This is a genomic window from Arsenicicoccus piscis (assembly GCF_022568835.1).
GTDB lineage: Bacteria > Actinomycetota > Actinomycetes > Actinomycetales > Dermatophilaceae > Arsenicicoccus > Arsenicicoccus piscis.
In genome coordinates this window covers 129,882-150,366 of record NZ_JAKZHV010000007.1, presented here as the reverse complement: position 1 = coordinate 150,366, position 20,485 = coordinate 129,882, and the positions used below count along the sequence as shown (strand labels likewise).

Sequence of the window (20,485 nt, the reverse complement as noted above, 5' to 3'; positions counted from 1 at the left end):
CGCCATCAGTGCTCGTCCTCCTCGTCGTCGAGCTCCGAACCACCGATGTAGGCCTCGACGACCCGCGGGTCGGACTGCACCGTGCCGGGGTCGCCCTCGACGAGCAGCTCGCCGCGGACCAGGCAGAGCACCCGGTCGCACAGGTTGAAGATGAACTTCATGTCGTGCTCGATGACGACCACCGCCATGCCGTTGTCCCGGATCTTGAAGATCAGGTCCTTGCACTCCTCGGTCTCGCGCGGGTTCATGCCGGCGGTCGGCTCGTCCAGCAGCACGACCTTCGGGTCGGTCGCGAGCGCGCGAGCGATCTCGAGCCGGCGCTGGTCGCCGTAGGGGAGGTTGCGGGCCAGGTGCTCGCCCTTGCCACCCAGCCCGACGAAGGTCAGCAGCTCCTGCGCCCGAGCGCGCGTCGCCTCCTCCTCGCGGCGGAACTTGGGCCCGCGCAGGATCGAGGTGAGTGGCCCGGAGCTGGTGCGGCAGTAGCGTCCCACCATGACGTTCTCGAGCGCCGTCATGTTCGCGAACAGGCGGATGTTCTGGAAGGTGCGGGCCATGCCGGCGACGACGACCTCGCGCGGCTTCGGCGGGAGCTCGGCCCCCGCCAGCCACACCTCGCCCTCGGTCGGCTTGTAGAGCCCGGTGAGACAGTTGAAGAAGGTCGTCTTGCCGGCTCCGTTCGGCCCGATCAGGCCGACGATCTCGCCCTCGTGGACGGTCATGTCCACCTTGTTGACGGCGGTCAGACCGCCGAAGCGCATGGTCACCCCCCGGGCCGAGAGGATGGTGGGGGAGTCCTGCGCGGCGGCCGCGGGGACCGGTGCGGTGGTGGCGGTGCTCATGTGACCTTCTCCGTGTGGATCGCCTCGACCTCGTCGGCCAGCGCCTCGTCGTCGTCGTGGAACTCCAGCTGGCGGCGACGGTTGGCGACCAGGCCCTCGGGCCGGAAGCGCATCATCAGCACGAGCAGGAGGCCGAACAGCAGCAGCCGGTAGTCGGCGAAGAAGCGCAGCTTCTCGGGCAGCAGCTTGAGGATCACCGCGCCGAGCAGCACGCCGCCGACGGTGCCCATGCCGCCGAGGACGACGGCGGCCAGCAGGAACGCCGACTCGAGGAACTGGTACTGGTCCGGGGTGACCGAGACGTCCTGGTGGGCCTTCACCGTGCCCGCGAGACCGGCGAGGAACGCACCGCCCGCGAACGCGAGGATCTTGAGCCCGAACACGTTGACCCCCATGGCCTCGGCGGCCTTCTCGTCCTCGCGGATCGCGATCCAGCCACGCCCGATGCGGCTGTTGTTGAGGCGGGTGAACACCAAGATGATGAACCCGATCAGCAGCAGCAGCAGGAAGTAGTAGTTGGCGAAGCGGGTGATCGGGACCCCGAAGAACGCGTGGGTGGCGCCGAAGTCGAACCCGAAGAAGTTCAGCTCGGGGATGGCCGGGATGCCGTTCGGACCGTGGGTGAGGTCCGGCCCGTTGTTGCCGTCGAGGTTGAACATCGTCAGGCGGAAGATCTCGCCGAACGCCAGGGTGACGATGGCGAGGTAGTCGCCGGAGACGCGCAGCGTCGGCGAGCCGATGATCAGGCCGAGCAGCGCCGCGAAGAGCGCGCCGATGAGGGCGACGATGATGAACGGCGGCTTCCAGTCGATCGTGGCGAACGCCGACTCCGACAGCATCGCGCCGACGTAGGCACCCGCGCCGAGGAAGGCGATGTAGCCCAGGTCGAGCAGGCCGGCGAGGCCGACGACGATGTTGAGGCCCATGGCGGTCGCCGCGAAGATCAGCACCGAGGTGGCGATCGACATGTTGGCGTCCGAGCCGTTCTGCGTGAGCGGGAAAGCGAACGCGGCGGCGAACGTCGCGAGCAGCAGCACGGTCCGGTGGTGCCCGACGACGATGGAGAGCCAGTCGAAGAAGCCGCCCCGCGCGAGCCCGGCCGCGATCACCGCGACGAAGGCGAGGAACGCGACGAACAGGGCCGGGTCGCCGATGCCGAGACCGTAGGCCGCGGCCGCGAGGGCGAGCGCGACCAGCAGCACGACCACGAGGATCTCGAGCCAGGCGGGGAACCGCTGGTGCCGCTCGCCGACGGCCTTGTGGGTCGGCAGGAGGTGGCCCGCCGCCGCGACCAGCAGGCCGCCGAGGATGCCGACGTAGACGCCGGGGTCCAGCGCGCCCAGCATGGCGTCGTCGGTCAGCGCGATGGAGGCGCCGACGGCGATCACGAGGTAGAGCGTGATGCCGATCCCCAGTGCACGCAGACCCGTCTGCCGGCCGAGGTGGCGGCCGAGCCGGCTCAGCGGACCCTTGCGGATGAGCAGCAGGAACAGCGCCATCAGCGCCATCACCAGCAGGTAGATCTGCACGGTCCCCGGGTTGCCGTAGAGCGTGACGTTGCCGAGCAGCGCCGGGTTGTAGGTCCAGGACATGAACGCGCTGGCGACCAGGAGGGCTACGCCGACGAGGCCGATGACGAAGGCGCGGTTCAGCTGGGCCGGGGCGTCCGGGGAGTCTGGGGAGCCGGCCGCGAGCCGGTCGCGCCAGCTGCGGGGGTCGCGCTCGGCGCGGTGACTGCCGGGGTTGGAGACGGAGCTGCTCATGCGCGATCCACCACCCGGGCGCCCATGATGCCTTGCGGGCGGAAGACGAGCACGAGGATGAGCAGGCCGAAGGCCCACACGTCCTTCCACGCCGTCGGTCCGAGCTGGGAGGCGAGCGCCTCGACCACGCCGAGCGTGAGGCCGCCGACGACGGCTCCCGCGACGTTGCCGATGCCGCCGAGGACTGCGGCCGTGAAGGCCTTGAGACCGGCCATGAAGCCCATCCGGAAGTCGATGTTGTTGTTCTGCAGGCCCTGGGCGACGCCGGCGATGGCGGCGAGCGCGGCTCCGAGGGCGAAGGCCGTCACGATGATCCGGTCCACGTCGATGCCCATGAGGCGCGCGGTGTCCGGGTCCTGCGAGACGGCCTGCATGGCGCGGCCCTGCTTGGTGCGGTTGATGAACCACCACAAGAAGGCGGCGCAGACGGCGAGCGAGCCCATCGTGAACAGCGCCGGGCGCTGGAAGTCCAGCCCGCCGATGCTGAACGCGGGGCCGGTCACGCCGTCGATGCGGGGGAACGGCAGCCGCGACTTGGCGTCCGGCAGGCCCGGGATCTTGCCGTAGAACAGGCGCACGAGCTCCTGCAGGAACACCGAGATGCCGATGGCGGTGATGAGCGGCGCCAGGCGCGGCGCGCTGCGCAGCGGCCGGTAGGCCACCCGCTCCATCACCACGGCGGTGAGGACCGACGCCGCGACGGCGCCGACGAGCATGATCGGGAGGGTCCACCAGGCGGTGGTGCCCTGGAACAGGGCGAGGTAGGTCGTGAGGCCGCCGAACGCGCCGATCATGAAGACCTCGCCGTGGGCGAAGTTGATCAGCTGCACGATGCCGTAGACGACGGTGTAGCCCACGGCGATCAGGGCGTACAACGAGCCGAGAGTCAGGCCGTTGACGAGCTGCTGGAGCAGGTCCACGTGCGTGCTTCTCCTCTCTGGTGGGAGGTGGGGGACGTGGCGGAGGGCGGAGAGGGGTTGCCTCCCCGCCCCCCGAGGCGCGAACGGATGATCAGCTGCCGGCCTTGGCCATGTCCTCGGTCTTGGCCGGGACCCACTTGCCGCCCTCGACCTTGTAGACCGTGAGGACACGGGTCTTGGAGTCGCCGTACTGGTCGAACGCGACGTCACCGGTGACGCCCTGGAAGTTGACCTTGCCGACGGCGTCGATGGTGGCCTGGCGTGCGCCCTGGGCGTCCGAGGCGCCCTTCAGCGAGGTCTTCAGGCCCTCGATGATGGCGTTGGCCGCGTCGTAGGCGTAGGCGCCGTAGGCGGACGACGGCTCGGCGTAGCCGGCCTTCTCGTAGGCCGCCAGGAACTCCTTGCCCTTCTCCAGGCTGTCGGTCGGGGCGCCGACCGAGGTGGCCAGGTCACCGGTCGCCGTGGCGCCCGCGAGCTGGATGTACTTCGGGTCGTAGACGCCGTCACCGCCCATGAAGGGGACGTTGAGGCCGGCCGCCTTGGCCTGCTGCGAAAGCGGGCCCATCTGCGGGTACTCGCCGCCGTAGTAGACCGCCTTGGGCGCGGAGCCCTTCACCTTGGAGATGACGTTCTGGTAGTTGCTGTCGTCGGGGTTGATCGTCTCGGCCGCGACGACCGTGCCGCCGTGCGCCTTGAAGTACGTCGTGAAGGCGTCGACCAGGCCCTGGCCGTAGGTCTTCTTGTCGTGGATCGTGGCGACCTGCTTGATGCCCTGGTCGAGGAGGTACTTGGCCGCGAACGGGCCCTGCACGTCGTCGGTGGTGCAGGTGCGGAAGTAGGTGGGATAGGTGCGCTTGGGCGCCGTCAGGTAGTCCTTGCCGCGCGACAGCGACGGGTTGGTGTTGGCGGGGCTGACCTGCACGATCTTGGCGGTGGCGAGCACCGGCTGGACGTTCTGCGCGACGCTGGAGTTCAGCGTGCCGACGACGCCGACGACGTTGTTGTCGCCCGCGAGGGCGGTCGCGGCGTTCTTGCCGGTCTCGGGCTTGGCCTCGTCGTCCTTGGCGTCGACCTTGAGGGTCCAGCCGGGGATGGCGCCGGAGTCGTTGGCCTGCTTGACGGCCAGCTCGACCGAGTGCTGGATGCCCTTGCCCATGGCCGACAGGTCGCCGGAGAGGGGAGCGATGACGCCGATGGTGGCGGTCTTGTTGCCGGCGGCGGAGCCGGTGCCGCCGCCCCCGCCCGTGCCGGTGTCGGCGTCGCGCGAGCCACAGGCGGACAGAGCGAGCGAGGCGGCGACGACGGAGACGCCGACGGTGATCAGGGAACGCTGGGACACGTGTCCTCCTGGGTTTGAGCGGCGACATGGATGGCAGCGCCGCGGTTGGTCGAAGCGTAGGGGGCGATCGGCGGAAGGGGAATCTCCTTCACCCCATCGGCACCCTCTTCGTTACCGGCCTGTGACACCCGCCCTGAGCAGCGGCGATGTCCGTCGACCCGATGATGGAAATGGTGCCGCCGCCAGGTTTCGCGGCGGTTTCGCCGCTGTTTCGCTGCGTGCGAGCGGCTCGGTTCGGCGGATCGTCGAGGCTTGGGGGTCTGTCAGGGGGGCCGCATAGGGTGAGGTCGTGGCTGATCCCTCGACCTACCGCCCCCGGCCGGGCGAGATCCCGACCGACCCCGGGGTCTACCGGTTCCGCGACGCCGAGGGCCGGGTGATCTACGTCGGCAAGGCGAAGTCGCTGCGCCCGCGGCTGTCCTCCTACTTCCAGGACATCGGCGCGCTGCACCCGCGCACCCGCCGGATGGTCACCACGGGGGCCTCGGTCGAGTGGACCGTCGTCAAGACCGAGGTCGAGGCGCTCCAGCTCGAGTACTCCTGGATCAAGGAGTTCGACCCCCGGTTCAACGTCAAGTACCGCGACGACAAGTCCTACCCCTACCTGGCCGTGACGATGTCCGAGGAGTTCCCGCGCGCGCAGGTGATGCGCGGGGTCAAGCGCAAGGGCACCCGATACTTCGGGCCCTACGGCCACGCCTGGGCGATCCGCGAGACGCTCGACCAGCTGCTGCGCGTCTTCCCGATCCGCACCTGCAGCGCCGGGGTGTTCAAGCGGGCGGCGCAGGTCGGTCGGCCCTGCCTGCTCGGCTACATCGACAAGTGCTCCGCGCCGTGCGTCGGCCGGGTCGACGCCGAGCAGCACCGCGAGATCGCCGAGGACTTCTGCGACTTCATGGCGGGGAACACCGCCCGCTTCGTCCGCCAGATCGAGCGCGAGATGCAGGCGGCGTCCGCGGCCCTCGAGTTCGAGCGGGCGGCCGTGCTGCGCGACAACCTGGGGGCGCTCACCAAGGCCTTGGAGCGGTCTACGGTGGTGCTCGGGGACGCCACCGACGCCGACGTGTTCGCCTTCGTGGGCGACGAGCTCGAGGTCGCCGTGCAGGTCTTCCACGTGCGCGGCGGCCGAGTGCGCGGTCAGCGCGGCTGGGTCGTCGAGCGCGAGAACGCCGACGCCGCCGACCCCGAGGGCCAGGCCGAGGGCGCGATGGGTCCGCTGGTGCAGGCCCTGCTGCAGCAGGTCTACGGCGGCGAGTCGGCCGAGGGCGTCCCCGACGAGGTGCTTGTCACGCACCTGCCCGACGACGCCGACGCGGTGCGTGCCTGGCTCGCGAGCCTGCGCGGGGCACGGGTCGACGTGCGGGTGCCGCAGCGCGGCGACAAGCGGGCGCTGATCGAGACGGTGTCCCGCAACGCCGAGCAGGCGCTGGCGCGCCACAAGGTAGCCCGTGCCGGTGACCTCACGGCCCGCAGCCAGGCGCTGCAGGAGCTGCAGGACGCGTTGGACCTCGACGAGGCGCCGCTGCGGATCGAGTGCTACGACATCTCGCACGTCCAGGGCACCAACGTGGTGGGCTCGATGGTGGTCTTCGAGGACGGACTGCCGCGCAAGAGCGAGTACCGCCGGTTCATCGTCAAGGACCCCAAGGACGACCTGCACGACATGGGCGAGGTGCTGACCCGGCGGTTCCGCCGCTACGTCGAGGAGCGGTCCGGCGCCGAGCCCGGATCGATCATCGACCCCGACACGGGCAAGCCGCGGCGGTTCGCCTACGCCCCCGACCTCGTCGTCGTCGACGGCGGTCGCCCCCAGGTCGAGGCCGCTCAGGCGGCGCTCACCGAGCTGGGGATCACCGACGTGACCGTGGTCGGCCTCGCCAAGCGGCTCGAGGAGGTGTGGCTGCCGGGCTCGGAGTTCCCGGTGATCCTGCCGCGCTTCAGCGAGGGGCTCTACCTGCTGCAGCGGCTGCGCGACGAGGCGCACCGCTTCGCCATCACCTTCCACCGTCAGCGCCGGTCCAAGGCGATGACGGCGAGCGTGCTCGACGACGTGCCCGGCCTCGGAGAGGCGCGGCGCAAGGCCCTGCTGCGCACCTTCGGCTCGGTCAAGAAGCTCCGCGCCGCGTCCGTCGAGGAGATCCAGGCGGTGCCCGGCATCGGCCCCACCCTCGCGGCCGCCGTGGTGACTGCGCTCGCCGCCCCCGACGAGGCGGCCCCAGCCGTTAACCTGACCACGGGTGAGGTGCTGTGACTCCACGAGCCACCCGCCCGCACCGCGAGGAAGGACCGTCATGGACCAGCCGACCGCCGAGCTGACCCCGCTCGGGCCCGGGCACGACTTCGTCATCGTCACGGGCATGAGCGGCGCGGGTCGCTCGGTGTGCGCCAACGTCCTCGAGGACTCGGGCTGGTACGTCACCGACAACCTCCCCCCGAAGATGCTGCACTCGCTCGGCGAGATGATCCGCAAGGCCGACGCCGACAGCCCCGCCGGCGTGCGTCGGGTCGCCGCGGTCGTCGACGTCCGCTCCCGCGGCTTCTTCGACGCGCTCTCCGAGGCCATCCAGGAGCTGCACGACGACGGCTGGCGCCCGCGGGTGGTCTTCCTCGACGCCACCGACGAGACCCTGGTGCGCCGGTTCGAGAGCGTCCGGCGCCCGCACCCCCTGCAGGGTGACGGGGGGCTGCTCGACGGCATCAGGCGCGAGCGCGAGCTCCTCGGCGACCTGCGCTCGCAGGCCGAGGTCATCCTCGACACCTCCGGGTTCAACGTGCACCAGCTGGCGGCGAAGGTCGGCCAGATCTTCGACGCCGACCGCGGGCCGCGGCTGCGCGTCGCGGTCATGTCGTTCGGCTTCAAGTACGGCATCCCGCTGGACGCCGACATCGTCCTCGACATGCGCTTCCTGCCCAACCCGTTCTGGATCCCCGAGCTGCGCGGCAAGACCGGGCGCGACCCCGAGGTCGCGGCCTTCGTGTTCGACCGGCTCGGCGCGGCCGAGTTCGTCACCCGCACCGTGGCGATGCTGGACGCGATGATCTCCGGCTACGTGCGCGAGGGCCGGCGCTACATCACGCTCGCGGTCGGCTGCACGGGCGGCAAGCACCGCTCCGTCGCCGTGGCCGAGCGCCTGGCCGCCGAGCTGGCCGGGGGAGAGGTCGGCACCCTGACGGTCCACCGCGACCTGGGGCGCGAGTGAACCGCCCCGCCGTGGTCGCCCTCGGGGGCGGGCACGGCCTCGCCGCCTCGTTGCGCGCGCTGCGGCTGGTGACCGATCGGATCACCGCCGTCGTGACCGTCGCCGACGACGGCGGCTCCTCCGGGCGGCTGCGCCGCGAGTTCGACGTGCTGCCGCCCGGCGACCTGCGGATGGCGCTCGCGGCCCTCTGCGACGACGGCGACTGGGGCACCACCTGGGCCGGCGTGCTGCAGCACCGGTTCGCCGGGGACGGCCCACTCGGGGGGCACGCCCTCGGCAACCTGCTCATCGTCTCGTTGTGGGAGCAGCTCGGCGACACGGTCGCCGGCCTCGACATGGTCGGCCGGCTGCTCGGCGCCCGCGGGCGGGTGCTGCCCATGGCCGCGGTGCCGCTGAGCATCGAGGCCCAGGTGGCCGGGCTGGACCCCGACGACCCGCAGCGGGTCGTGCTGATCCGCGGGCAGGAGCACGTGGCCAAGACCGAGGGCCTGGTGCGCTCGGTCGCCCTGCACCCCGACGAGCCCCCGGCGTGCTCCGAGACCATCGCTGCGGTCAAGGAGGCCGACGTCGTCGTCCTCGGGCCGGGCTCGTGGTTCACCTCCGTCATGCCCCACCTGCTCGTGCCCCAGCTGCGCCGCGCCCTGGTAGACACCCCCGCCCGGCGGGTGCTCACGCTGAACCTGCAGCTGGACACCAGCGAGACCTTCGGCCTCACGGCGGCGGACCACCTGCGGGTACTCTGGCGACACGCCCCGGAGCTGACCTTCGACGCCGTGATCGCCGACCCGAGCATCGTGCTCGACGAGCCGGCGCTCCGGGCGGCGGCCGCGGCACTCGGTGCGGACCTGGTCGTCGCCCCGGTGGCGACCCCGCAGCGTCTGGCCGAGCACGACACGCTGCGCCTGGCCGCCGCCTATCGTGACATCATCGGCTGACTCCGCTGGCACCAATGGTTACGCAATGCAGTCACAGGCCCCTGTTCGGGGGCGTGCTGACCGCAACTCGATGACAGGATGTTCTGATGTCCATGACCGCTCTCGTGAAGGACGAGCTCAGTCGGCTGGCCGTGACCAAGCCCTGCTGCCGCAAGGCCGAGGTCTCGACCATGCTGCGCTTCTGCGGGGCGCTCCACATCATCGGTGGACGCATCGTCATCGAGGCCGAGCTGGACACCTCGGCGGTCGCTCGTCGGCTCAAGCGCGAGATCGCCGAGGTCTACGGCTATCCGAGCGAGGTGCAGGTCCTCAGCGCCGGGGGGCTGCGCAAGGGCAGCCGCTACATCGTGCGGGTGACCCAGGACGGCGAGGCGCTGGCCCGCCAGACCGGGCTCGTGGACCTGATGGGCCGACCCGTGCGGGGCCTGCCGCCCAAGATCGTCTCCGGCGCCTCGTGTGACGCCGTGGCCGCGTGGCGCGGAGCCTTCCTCGCGCACGGCTCGCTCACCGAGCCCGGCCGCTCGTCGGCGCTCGAGATCACCTGCCCGGGTCCCGAGGCCGCGCTCGCCCTGGTCGGCTCGGCCCGGCGGCTGTCGCTGCAGGCCAAGGCCCGCGAGGTGCGCGGGGTCGACCGGGTGGTCATCCGCGACGGCGACGCCATCAGCGCCATGCTGACCCGGATGGGCGCGCACGACGCGGTGCTCGCCTGGGAGGACCGGCGGATGCGCCGCGAGGTGCGGGCGACCGCCAACCGGTTGGCCAACTTCGACGACGCCAACCTGCGCCGCTCCGCCCGCGCGGCCGTGGCGGCCGGTGCCCGCGTGGAGCGCGCGCTGGAGATCCTCGGCGACGAGGTCCCGGACCACCTGCGCGAGGCCGGCGACCTGCGCCTCGCGCACAAGCAGGCGAGCCTGGAGGAGCTCGGTCAGCTCGCCAACCCGCCGATGACCAAGGACGCGGTCGCCGGTCGGATCCGGCGGCTGCTGGCGATGGCCGACAAGCGGGCCCAGGACGAGGGGATGCCCGGCACCGAGGCCAACCTCACCGCCGACATGCTCGACGTGTGAGGCGAGGGGTCTACGGACGCTCTCATCAGGTCAACTGTCGCGAAGTCACGGCCCGGTCACGACAGCCCTCGGCCGACGTACTAGGCTGGCAGGGCCAAGTTGAAAGACCCACTAGGAAGGCTTTATCCCGTGACTGTACGTGTTGGGATCAATGGCTTCGGCCGCATCGGCCGCAACTTCTTTCGCGCCGCGGTGGCTTCCGGCGCCGACATCGAGATCGTGGCGGTCAACGACCTGACCGACAACAAGACGCTCGCCCACCTGCTGAAGTACGACTCCATCCTCGGCCGCTTCCCCGGCGAGGTGACCTACGACGACGAGTCCATCACCGTGGACGGCAAGAAGATCCTGGCCTTCGCCGAGAAGGACCCGGCCGCTCTGCCCTGGGGCGCGAACAACGTCGACGTGGTCGTCGAGTCCACCGGCTTCTTCACCGACGCCACCAAGGCCAAGGCGCACATCGACGCCGGCGCCAAGAAGGTCATCATCTCCGCCCCGGCGAAGAACGAGGACCTGACCGTGGTCATGGGCGTCAACGACGACAAGTACGACGGCAGCCAGACGATCATCTCGAACGCCTCGTGCACCACCAACTGCCTGGCCCCCATGGCCAAGGCGCTCAACGACGGGCTCGGCATCGAGCGTGGTCTGATGACCACCATCCACGCCTACACCCAGGACCAGAACCTGCAGGACGGCCCGCACAAGGACCTGCGCCGCAGCCGCGCCGCGGCCCTCAACATGGTGCCCACCACGACCGGTGCCGCCAAGGCCGTCGCGCTGGTGCTGCCGGAGCTGAAGGGCAAGCTCGACGGCTACGCCATGCGCGTCCCGACCCCGACCGGCTCGGCGACGGACCTCACCTTCGAGGCCCCGCGCGACACCACGGTCGAGGAGGTCAACGAGATCGTCAAGAAGGCCGCCGAGGGCCCCATGAAGGGCTACCTGGTCTACACCGAGGACCCGATCGTCTCCAAGGACATCGAGACCGACCCGGCCTCCTGCGTCTTCGACGCCGGCCTCACCAAGGTCATCGGCAACCAGGTCAAGGTCGTCGGCTGGTACGACAACGAGTGGGGCTACTCCAACCGTCTGGTTGACCTCACCTCGCTCGTCGGTTCCAAGCTCTGATCGGCGATCGCTCATGAAGACGATTGCCGACCTGGGAGACCTCAAAGGCAAGCGCGTCCTCGTGCGCTCGGACCTCAACGTCCCGCTCGACGGTGACAAGAACATCACCGACGACGGCCGGATCCGCGCGTCCGTCCCGACCATCAAGGCCCTGACCGACCAGGGCGCCCGCGTCATCGTGGTCGCCCACCTCGGGCGCCCCAAGGGTGCCCCCGAGGAGAAGTACTCGCTGCAGCCCGTCGTGGCGCGGATGAGCGAGCTCCTCGGTCAGGACGTCGCCTTCGCCACCGACACCGTCGGTGACTCGGCGAAGTCCGTGGTGGAGGGTCTGAAGGACGGCGACGTGGCCCTGCTGGAGAACCTGCGCTTCAACGCGGGGGAGACCAGCAAGGACGAGGCGGAGCGCAAGGCCTTCGCCGAGCAGCTCGCCGCGATGGCCGACGCCTACGTGTCCGACGGCTTCGGCGTCGTCCACCGCAAGCAGGCCTCGGTCTACGACGTGGCGCAGCTGCTGCCGGCGGCCATGGGCGGGCTGGTCCAGAACGAGGTGGAGGTGCTCAAGCGCCTCACCGAGGACCCGGAGCGGCCCTACGCGGTCGTGCTCGGTGGCGCGAAGGTCGCCGACAAGCTCGGCGTCATCGACAACCTCATGAAGACCGCCGACCGCCTGCTCATCGGTGGCGGCATGGTCTTCACCTTCCTCAAGGCCCAGGGCCACGAGGTGGGCAAGAGCCTGCTCGACGAGGACAACGTGCAGACCTGCAAGGGCTACCTCGACAAGGCCAAGGAGAGCGGCGTCGAGATCGTCCTGCCGGTGGACGTCGTCGTCAACGACTCGTTCTCCGCCGACGGTGACATCCGGACCGTCGACGCGGACCAGATCCCCGCCGACGCGATGGGTCTCGACATCGGGCCCCGGTCCGCCGAGCTGTACGCGAGCAAGCTCGCGGACTGCAAGACGGTCTTCTGGAACGGCCCGATGGGAGCCTTCGAGATGGCGCCCTACGCGGCCGGCACCAAGGCCGTCGCCGAGGCGCTGGTCAAGGCGACCGAGGGCGGTGCCTTCACCGTCGTCGGCGGTGGCGACTCCGCCGCCGCGGTGCGCCAGCTGGGCTTCTCCGACGACCAGTTCAGCCACATCTCCACCGGTGGTGGCGCCTCCCTCGAGTACCTCGAGGGCAAGGAGCTCCCCGGCGTCGCGATCCTCGCCTGATCGATCGCAGCCACCGGACGGCCCCGTGGTCCTCGACCGCGGGGCCGTCCCGGCCTCGGGCCCCGGCCCGACCCACGCACCTCAACCCGCAAGGAGACCCCCATGGCCGCTGGCCGTACCCCGCTCATGGCGGGCAACTGGAAGATGAACCTGGACCACCTCCAGGCCACCCACCTGGTCCAGAAGCTCGACTGGACGCTGCGCGACGCCAAGCACGACTTCGGCGCCGTCGAGGTCGTCGTGCTCCCGCCGTTCACCGCCCTGCGCTCCGTGCAGACCCTCGTCGAGGGCGACAAGCTGTCGTTGAAGTACGGCGCCCAGGACCTCGCGGTCCAGGACTCCGGTGCCTACACCGGTGACATCTCCGGCGCGTTCCTCGCGAAGCTCGGCTGCACCTACGTGGTCGTCGGCCACTCCGAGCGCCGCGAGCACCACGGCGAGAGCGACGAGCTGCTCAACGCCAAGGTCAAGGCCGCGTTCAGGCACGGTCTGATCCCGATCCTGTGCTGTGGCGAGGGTCTGGACGTCCGCAAGGAGGGCAAGCAGGTCGAGCACGTGCTCGCCCAGATCGAGGCCGACCTCAAGGACATCCCGCAGGACCAGGCCAAGACCATCGTCATCGCCTACGAGCCCATCTGGGCCATCGGCACCGGCGAGGTCGCGACCCCCGAGGACGCCCAGGAGGTCTGCTCCGCGATCCGCGAGAAGCTCGCCGAGCTCTACGACCAGGAGACGGCCGACGCCATCCGCATCCTCTACGGCGGCTCGGTGAAGTCCGGCAACGTCGCGGCCATCATGGCCAAGGAGGACGTCGACGGTGCGCTCGTCGGTGGCGCCTCCCTCGAGGCCGAGGAGTTCGCGGCCATCGCGCGCTACCAGTCGCACAACAAGTAGACTCACCCGCACCACCGCTCCACCGCACCGGCCGTGGCGATCGCCACGGGCCGGTGCGGTGCGTGCGTGAGATGTTGCGTGTGAGGCCTGGGCGTGTGAGGCCTGTGGGGTGACGATCTGGCGCGGGGAAAACGGGTGGGGGTGTGTCGGTGGTCAGGCCTAGGGTGGGGCCTGCCATGAAGGACTTCCCCCAGACCGTCGACGCCTACGCCGATCCCGCAGCCCCGCATCCGGACACGCGTAGCCCTGCCGCCTACCTCTGGTGGCTGGTGCGCGACCAGGGGGTGCTGTTCCTCGCCGCGCTGCTCGTCGCCATCGTCTGGATGATCCCGCAGGCGCTCGCGCCGTGGATGCTCGGCCGCGCCATCGACCAGGCGATCGTGCCGCACGACAACGCCGCGCTGGTGCGCTGGCTCGCGCTGTTCGCCCTGGTGACGGTGGTCGGGGCCTCCAGCGGGTTCGTCTACCACACGCTCGCGGTCCGCCAGTGGCTCGTCGCGCTCTACGGCACGACCCAGCTGGTAACCAACAAGGCCGTGCGGCTCGGGCACGTGCTCACCCGCCGCGCGCCGTCCGGCGAGGTGCTCTCGGTGGCGTCGAGCGACTCCAACGAGTTCGGCGGCTTCATGGAGATCACCGTGCGTGCGGCCTCGCAGGCGGTCGCCTACGTCATCGTCGCCGTGCTCGTGCTGGTCACCTCGCCCCGGCTCGGCGTGCTCGTGCTGCTCGCGGCGCCGGCGGTCGTGGTCCTGGCGCTCCCGCTGCTGCGCCCGCTCGGTGCGCGGCAGGCGCTGGAGCGATCGCGCACCTCGACGCTCACGTCGATGGCCACCGACATCGTCGCCGGCCTGCGGATCCTGCGCGGCGTCGGGGGCGAGGAGCGGTTTGCCGACAACTACGCGCGCGCCTCCCAGTCGGCTCGGGACGCCGGCATCTCGGCCGGTCGGTGGCAGGCCGCCGTCGACGGCGTCGGCGTGCTGCTGTCCGGCCTGCTGCTCACCGGCCTGCTCTGGGCCGGCGTGCGCGAGGTCGGAGCCGGTCGGCTGACCGTGGGCGAGTTCGTCTCCTTCCTCGGCTACGGCCTGTTCATGACCCAGCCGCTGCGCTCGTTCTTCGAGCTGGTCCAGAAGGGGACGCGCGCCCTGGTGTCGGCGCACCGCACCGTGGCCCTGCTGGACCAGCCGGTGCCGTGGTCGGACGACCCGACCGAGGTCGCGCTGCCGGCCGCCGCCACCGCCGAGCTCACCGACCTGGCAACGGGATTCACCGCGCGACCCGGCCGGCTGACCATGGTGGTGTGCGCCGACCCCGAGCGCACCGCCGCCCTGGCCGACCGGCTCGGTCGCTACCTGCCGACGGAGGAGTCGGCCCAGGTGCAGCTGGCTCCGGACGCCGAGCTCAAGGGCCGGGCGGCGCGGACCGAGCGGCGTCGTCAACGCGAGCGCCGGGCCACCCTGGCGGCGCAGGAGCGGGCGCTGACCTCCACCAGCTGGGGTGTCACCCTCGGTGGCGTCGACCTCGGAGAGGTCCCGCTCGACGCCGTCCGTGAGCGCGTGCTCGTGTGCGACACCGGGCCGACGGTCTTCGCGGGGACGCTGCAGGACGCCCTCGACCCGCACCGCCGGCTCAGCCTCGCCGAGGCCGAGGAGGCGCTGGTGGCCGCCTCCGCCGAGGACGTGCTCGACGCGCTGCCCGAGGGCTGGCAGGGGCAGGTCGAGGAGCGTGGTCGGGGACTCTCCGGCGGCCAGCGGCAGCGCCTGACCCTGGCGCGCGCCCTGGCCCTCGACCCTGACGTGCTGGTTCTGGTCGAGCCCACCTCGGCGGTCGACGCGCACACCGAGGCGCGCATCGCCGCCCGGCTCGGCGGCTTCCGAGCGGGCCGCACGACCGTCGTCATGACGGCCTCGCCGCTCCTGCTCCACCACGCCGACGAGGTGACCCTGCTGGCGCCCGAGCCGTCGCCTCACCCCGGGACGGACGCCACGGTCTACCGGGTGGTGGCGACGGGCACCCACCGCGACCTGTGGTCGCACCACCTCGACTACCGATCCGTCGTCTCACGCACCGAGGAGGTCCAGCGATGAGTGTCCGCAGCGACGCGCGGCCGAGCGGCCGTGGCTCCGACCTGCTGCGCGACGACCTGGCGCACCACTCGGCGAGCACCTGGGACCCGACCCGCCATGGCGCCCACGAGCGAGCCGTCCCGCCCGAGCTGGTCCCGCCCCCACGCACCGTGGGTCTGGTCCGGCGGCTGCGCGCCCTGCGCACCCGGCACCTGCTGCGCCGTCGTCGGGCAGAGCACTTCGTCGCCGGGGCGATGTCGCCGGACCGTGGGCTGCCGATCGCCACGGCGCGCCAGGTCGTCACCTTCCTCGGTGAGCTGCTCGGCCGCCGACGCGGGCTGCTCGTCGCGGTGCTGCTGCTGAACGCCGGGGCCGCGCTGGCGTCGCTGTTCGTGCCCCGGCTGCTGGGCGACCTCGTCGACCGCACCGCCTCGCTGCTGGCCCTCGGGCGCGGCAGCGAGGCCGGTGACACGGCCACTCGGGCCGCGCTCGTGGTCCTGGCGGTGGTGGCGCTCCAGGCGGCCCTCACCTTCGGCGCCAAGCTGGCCTCGGCGGTGCTCGGACAGGGAGTGCTGGCCGAGGCGCGCGAGTCGGTCGTGCGGGCCATCCTGCGGCTGCCCCTGTCGCGGGTGGAGCAGGCAGCGAGCGGCGACCTGGTCACCCGCGTCACGCGCGACGCCGGAACGATGAGCGACGGCGTCCGCTGGGCTCTCCCCGAGGCGATCATCGCCTCGGTCATGGTGCTGCTGACCGTGGTCGCCATGGTGCTCAACTCGCCGCTGCTGGCCTTGCCGACCCTGGTGCTGATGGGGGCGGCGACGCTGCAGGTGCTGCGCTACCTGCGCCGGGCGCCGGCCGCCTACCTGCTCGAGGGCGACACCTACTCGCGCATCAACACGTCCCTCACCGAGACCGTCGAGGGGGCCCGCACCGTCGAGGCACTGCGGCTCGGGCAGCGCCGCCGCGACGCCGGCCGTCGTGACATCGCCGTGTCCGGGCAGGCCGAGCGCTACGGCATGACCTTGCGCAACCTGCTCTTCATCGTGATGGACCTGGCCTTCTCGCTGCCCCGCGTGCTGACCCTCGCGCTCGGCGCGATCGGCTACGAGCGGGGCTGGGTCGGGCTCGGTCAGATCACTGCCGCCATGCTCTACATCGAGGCGGTATGGGGCCCGTTCGACATGCTGGTGCACACGATCGACCGGCTGCAGGTGGCGCTGGCCTCGACCACCCGCCTGCTCGGCGTCGCGATCGTCCCCGCCGACCGCGAGGTGGGGTCGGACCGTCCTGCCGACCCGGCGATCGCCGGTCGGGACCTGCGGTTCGCCTACCGCGCGGAGCACGACGTCCTGCACGGCGTGAGCCTGGACCTGACGCCGGGCGAGCGGCTGGCCGTCGTCGGGCCGAGCGGCTCGGGCAAGTCCACCCTCGGGCGGCTGCTGGCGGGCATCAACGGTCCGCGCACCGGGTCGGTGACGGTCGGCGGGGTCGAGATCACCACGCTGCCGCTGGACGTGCTGCGCACCGAGGTGTCGCTGGTGACCCAGGAGCACCACGTGTTCGTGGGGTCGGTCCGCGACAACGTCGGGCTCGCGCGGGACGGTTCCACCGACGCCGAGGTCGAGCAGGCGCTGCGCTCGGTCGACGCCTGGTCCTGGGTCGAGTCGCTGCCCGCCGGGCTCGACACGACCCTCGGCGCCGGGCACCAGAGCGTGTCACCGGGACGCGCCCAGCAGATCGCGCTGGCCCGACTGGTGCTCGCCGACCCGCACACCCTGGTCCTCGACGAGGCGACCTCGCTGATCGACCCGCGCACGGCCCAGCACCTCGAGGGGTCTATGAACGCCCTGCTCACCGGGCGCACCGTCGTCGCCATCGCCCACCGCCTGCACACGGCGCACGACGCCGACCGCATCGCCGTGGTCATCGACGGCCGCGTCGCCGAGCTCGGCAGCCACGACGAGCTGGTCGCCCTGGACGGCGAGTACGCCCGCCTGTGGGAGGCCTGGACGTCCTGACCTCCCGCGCGGGGCTGACGTCGTGTGCACGGCAGGCGTCGTGCTGGTGCCCGTCCCGGCCGCCCGGTGGTGCTGCCTGCCCGCCCCGCCCGGTCGTCATGCCTGGTCGAGGGGTTGGCCGAGGGCGTCGAGATGGCGGTTGGCGACTGAGATGGCGGTTGGTCACGCTGCAGGGGTCGAGACGGCAGTTGGCCACTGAGATGGCTGGTGTAACAGCCGTTTCGGTGGCCAAGTGCCGTGTCGGCGGGGTGGGCGTAGCTAAGTGTTGCTGGCCATGAGGTTGTTGACACAGTTTTTGACCTATGGGACTAGTAACGGATAGTCTCGCGGTATGGGACGCCCAAGGAGCTTCGACGACGACCTGGTGTTGTCGCGCGCGATGGAGGAGTTCTGGACCCACGGCTACGCCGGCACGTCGCCGGCCCGGCTGGCCGAGGCAACGGGCATCGCGAAGGGCAGCCTGTACAACGCGTTCTCTAGTAAGCGAGCGCTCTTCGACCAGTGTTTGGATCTCTACCACCGGCGGGTGATCGAGACAGCAGAGTATTGGATGGCGCGGCCTGGGACCGCGCGCGAGTGCATTTCGGCCGCGTTGAAGGCTGTGGTCGATGGGGATCTTGCGCAGGCGCAGCGTCGTGGGTGCCTCGTCGGCAACACCGCGGTGGAGCTCGCAGGTGAGGATGCGGGGATGTCCGAGAAGCTGCGACGGATGCAGGACGAGTCCACGAGCTGGTTCGCCGAACGCATTCGGCGCGGCCAGGTCGAGGGAGATGTACCTCACGATCGCGATGCTCAGGCACTGGCCGAGCATGTGGCGAACACGCTGGCAGGCCTGCGCGTGATGGCGATGACTCACGAGGCCCCGGCTCTGCATCGAATCATCGACACTGCACTGACGGTGCTCTAGGGCTCCAGCCGGAGATCGAGCCGGGCTTCTTCATGTCCACGTTTTAGACCAGTAGTTCAAGAAAGGTGATGCGAATGGAACTCGCACTCAATGGCAAGACGGCTCTCGTGACGGGAGCGAGTCGGGGAATCGGACTCGCTACGGTTCGGGCCCTCGCAGCAGAAGGCGTACGTGTGGTCGGTGCCGCGCGCACGATCACGCCCGAGCTCAAAGCGGTAGCCTCGTTCGGTATCGCAGCGGACCTCTCCGCACCGGACGCTGCCCGTCGGGTTGTCGATGAAGCGCTCATGGAGATGGGCGGCCTGGACATCCTGGTCAACAACGTGGGAGCCGGCGATGCCGACCAGCTGAAGCTCGGCGGGTTCCTGGAAGCCGATGACACGCAGTGGAGGAACCTACTCGACCTGAACCTGTTCAGCGCGGTATGGACATCTCGTGCGACACTGCCGTCGCTGATCGAGCGACGTGGCGCGATCGTCAACGTGTCGTCGATCAACGCGCGCGTCCCGGCGACCGGTCCGGTCGGATACAGCGAAGCGAAAGCGGCGCTCACGGCATTCGGGAAGCGGCTGGCGGAAGAGTTCGGCCCGCAAGGTGTGCGTGTGAACACCGTCTCGCCCGGCCCTGTCGGCACGGGCCTCTGGCGCGACCCGGACGGATTCGGCGGGAAAGTTGCCGAGACGTTCGGGGCAACGCATGCCGACTTCCTTGCTGCGCTACCGGCCACTTTCGGCGTCACTGGCGGCCGCCTGGTGGAACCGGAGGAAGTCGCGGCTCTCATCACTCTGCTCGCTTCGCCCGTGACCGCGAGCATCCTCGGCGCTGACCTCGTAATCGACGGCGGCACCGTCAAGACCGTCTAACCACTCACACGCAGATCCACTGAGGAGAATCCATGAACGCCAGCACCCCAATCGACTTCCAGCAGCACTACCTGTCGACCTGGACCGAGCCAAATCCTGAGCAGCGACGCCACATCATCGAGAAGCTGTGGGCTCCCGAGGGCAAGCTCGTGATCTCATCCCTCGGAATCGCCCTCCGCGGCGCGGCAGAGATCGCGGAGCACATCGCCCGCGTTCACGACGACATGATCGCGACCAAGCGACTCGTGTTCAACTATGACCAGCAGCTCGACGCCGATGACGCGCTCCTGCTGCGCTGGTCGATGACAGCTCCCTCTAGCGACGTTGTCGGACGCGGCGTCGACGTCGTGTTCCGCAACGCTGATGGCCAGGTGACAACCGCGTACATGTTCATGGGTGTGAACTGAGAGGCCATGTCGGTGCATGCGAACGCGCCACTCACAGTTGAAGGGAGGAATCGGCTGATCCAGCGCTGTCGCACCCGCCCTATCGCGCACGTGGCCGCCGAGATGGGCATCTCCCGCGCGACAGCGTCCAAGTGGGTGAACCGCTACAAGCAACACGGCACGCTCGGGCTGATCGATCACTCTTCCGCCCCAGCACGCCAGCCCACCGCCACACCAGGCCGATTGGTTGAACGTATTGAAGCGATGCGCCGCGAACACAAATGGCCGGCATCGCGGATCGCGTTCGAGCTCCGGCAAGACGGCACCCCGGTCAGCCGCCGAACCGTAACCCGACTTCTCGCACAGCTCGGCCTGAACCGGCGGAGGTTCATCGACCCGAACGGCGAGAGCAACCGGGAACCGCAGAAAATCATCCCTAAGAGGCCGGCCACATGGTGCACATCGATGTCAAGAAGACCGGCCGCATCCCAGACGGCGGCGGGTGGCGCGTGCACGGGAAGAACAGCCCCGAAGCCAAGGCTGTGGCGAGGACGAAAACTCGCGGCACGAAGACCGGTTACGTGTTCCTACACTCTGCGATCGACGGATACTCCCGACTCGCCTACACCGAGGCGCTGCCTGACGAGAAGGCCGTGACCGCTATCGCGTTCCTCGACCGAGCAAGAGCATGGTTCGAGGCCCACGGCATCACACGACTCGAGCGGATCGTGACGGACAACGGCTCCTGCTATCGCGCCGCCGCTTTCGCCGATGCGATGGGCGCGAGCCGGCACCAACGGATCACGCCCTACACGCCGCGGCACAACGGGAAGATCTGTGAAGAATCTATGGTGGCGCTGCACCGGGGCCGGTCTGACCCCGGCCAAGGTATGACCATGGTGTCCTGCGTTCGATTTGTCGGCTGGTCCTGGTGCAGCTCCGTGGCG

The 20,485-nt window shown here is 70.3% G+C and carries 16 protein-coding genes and 1 pseudogene; 13 read left to right on the top strand and 4 right to left on the bottom strand.

Annotated features, from left to right (window positions below):
- Nucleotides 1–5: 5 nt before the first annotated feature.
- The 4 genes from MM440_RS13275 to MM440_RS13260 all read right to left on the bottom strand — a co-directional run bounded on the left by MM440_RS13275 (nt 6) and on the right by MM440_RS13260 (nt 4,861).
- Nucleotides 6–839, bottom strand: a complete 834-nt coding sequence (locus MM440_RS13275; protein WP_241444837.1) for an ABC transporter ATP-binding protein — start codon at nt 837–839, stop codon at nt 6–8.
- Entirely contained in the window at nt 836–2,602 is a 1,767-nt protein-coding gene (locus tag MM440_RS13270; RefSeq protein WP_241444836.1) for a branched-chain amino acid ABC transporter permease, read from the bottom strand. The genes MM440_RS13275 and MM440_RS13270 overlap by 4 nt, the downstream gene beginning before the upstream one ends.
- The gene (locus tag MM440_RS13265) at nt 2,599–3,522 is read right to left on the bottom strand and encodes a branched-chain amino acid ABC transporter permease (RefSeq protein WP_241444835.1); all 924 of its coding nucleotides are present in this window, start codon (nt 3,520–3,522) and stop codon (nt 2,599–2,601) included. The genes MM440_RS13270 and MM440_RS13265 overlap by 4 nt, the downstream gene beginning before the upstream one ends.
- Before the next feature lie 91 nt (nt 3,523–3,613).
- Nucleotides 3,614–4,861: a branched-chain amino acid ABC transporter substrate-binding protein gene (locus MM440_RS13260; RefSeq protein ID WP_241444834.1), complete on the bottom strand. Its 1,248-nt coding sequence runs from the start codon at nt 4,859–4,861 to the stop codon at nt 3,614–3,616.
- Between the two features lie 289 nt (nt 4,862–5,150).
- Between MM440_RS13260 and uvrC the strand changes: the two genes are divergently transcribed.
- From uvrC to MM440_RS13195, 13 genes and pseudogenes are all read left to right on the top strand, one after another.
- Entirely contained in the window at nt 5,151–7,112 is a 1,962-nt protein-coding gene (gene uvrC / locus MM440_RS13255) for an excinuclease ABC subunit UvrC (protein ID WP_241444833.1), read from the top strand.
- 40 nt (nt 7,113–7,152) lie between these two features.
- A complete protein-coding gene (rapZ, locus tag MM440_RS13250; protein WP_241444832.1) occupies nt 7,153–8,061 on the top strand; it encodes an RNase adapter RapZ in 909 nt (302 codons plus the stop codon).
- The gene (locus MM440_RS13245; RefSeq protein WP_241444831.1) at nt 8,058–8,996 is read left to right on the top strand and encodes a gluconeogenesis factor YvcK family protein; all 939 of its coding nucleotides are present in this window, start codon (nt 8,058–8,060) and stop codon (nt 8,994–8,996) included. The genes rapZ and MM440_RS13245 overlap by 4 nt, the downstream gene beginning before the upstream one ends.
- Before the next feature lie 86 nt (nt 8,997–9,082).
- Nucleotides 9,083–10,063, top strand: a complete 981-nt coding sequence (gene whiA, locus MM440_RS13240; protein ID WP_241444829.1) for a DNA-binding protein WhiA — start codon at nt 9,083–9,085, stop codon at nt 10,061–10,063.
- A gap of 129 nt (nt 10,064–10,192) precedes the next feature.
- Nucleotides 10,193–11,194 carry a type I glyceraldehyde-3-phosphate dehydrogenase gene (gene gap, locus MM440_RS13235; RefSeq protein ID WP_241444827.1) on the top strand — a complete coding sequence of 334 codons (1,002 nt, stop codon included), beginning with the start codon at nt 10,193–10,195 and terminating at the stop codon, nt 11,192–11,194.
- Nucleotides 11,195–11,207: 13 nt separating this feature from the next.
- A complete protein-coding gene (locus tag MM440_RS13230; protein ID WP_241444825.1) occupies nt 11,208–12,407 on the top strand; it encodes a phosphoglycerate kinase in 1,200 nt (399 codons plus the stop codon).
- A 102-nt stretch (nt 12,408–12,509) separates the two neighbouring features.
- A complete protein-coding gene (gene tpiA / locus MM440_RS13225; RefSeq protein ID WP_241444824.1) occupies nt 12,510–13,301 on the top strand; it encodes a triose-phosphate isomerase in 792 nt (263 codons plus the stop codon).
- Between the two features lie 176 nt (nt 13,302–13,477).
- Entirely contained in the window at nt 13,478–15,385 is a 1,908-nt protein-coding gene (locus tag MM440_RS13220; protein WP_241444823.1) for an ABC transporter transmembrane domain-containing protein, read from the top strand.
- Nucleotides 15,382–17,382, top strand: coding sequence for an ABC transporter ATP-binding protein (locus MM440_RS13215; RefSeq protein WP_241444822.1), 2,001 nt, complete (start codon nt 15,382–15,384; stop codon nt 17,380–17,382). The genes MM440_RS13220 and MM440_RS13215 overlap by 4 nt, the downstream gene beginning before the upstream one ends.
- A gap of 331 nt (nt 17,383–17,713) precedes the next feature.
- On the top strand, nt 17,714–18,289 hold the full coding sequence (locus MM440_RS13210) for a TetR/AcrR family transcriptional regulator (RefSeq protein ID WP_241444821.1): 576 nt from the start codon (nt 17,714–17,716) through the stop codon (nt 18,287–18,289).
- Between the two features lie 74 nt (nt 18,290–18,363).
- Entirely contained in the window at nt 18,364–19,152 is a 789-nt protein-coding gene (locus MM440_RS13205) for an SDR family oxidoreductase (RefSeq protein WP_241444820.1), read from the top strand.
- A gap of 32 nt (nt 19,153–19,184) precedes the next feature.
- Nucleotides 19,185–19,559: a nuclear transport factor 2 family protein gene (locus MM440_RS13200; RefSeq protein ID WP_241444819.1), complete on the top strand. Its 375-nt coding sequence runs from the start codon at nt 19,185–19,187 to the stop codon at nt 19,557–19,559.
- Nucleotides 19,560–19,565: 6 nt separating this feature from the next.
- A pseudogene (locus MM440_RS13195) lies at nt 19,566–20,374 on the top strand (helix-turn-helix domain-containing protein); the annotation flags it as partial.
- Between the last annotated feature and the right edge of the window lie 111 nt (nt 20,375–20,485).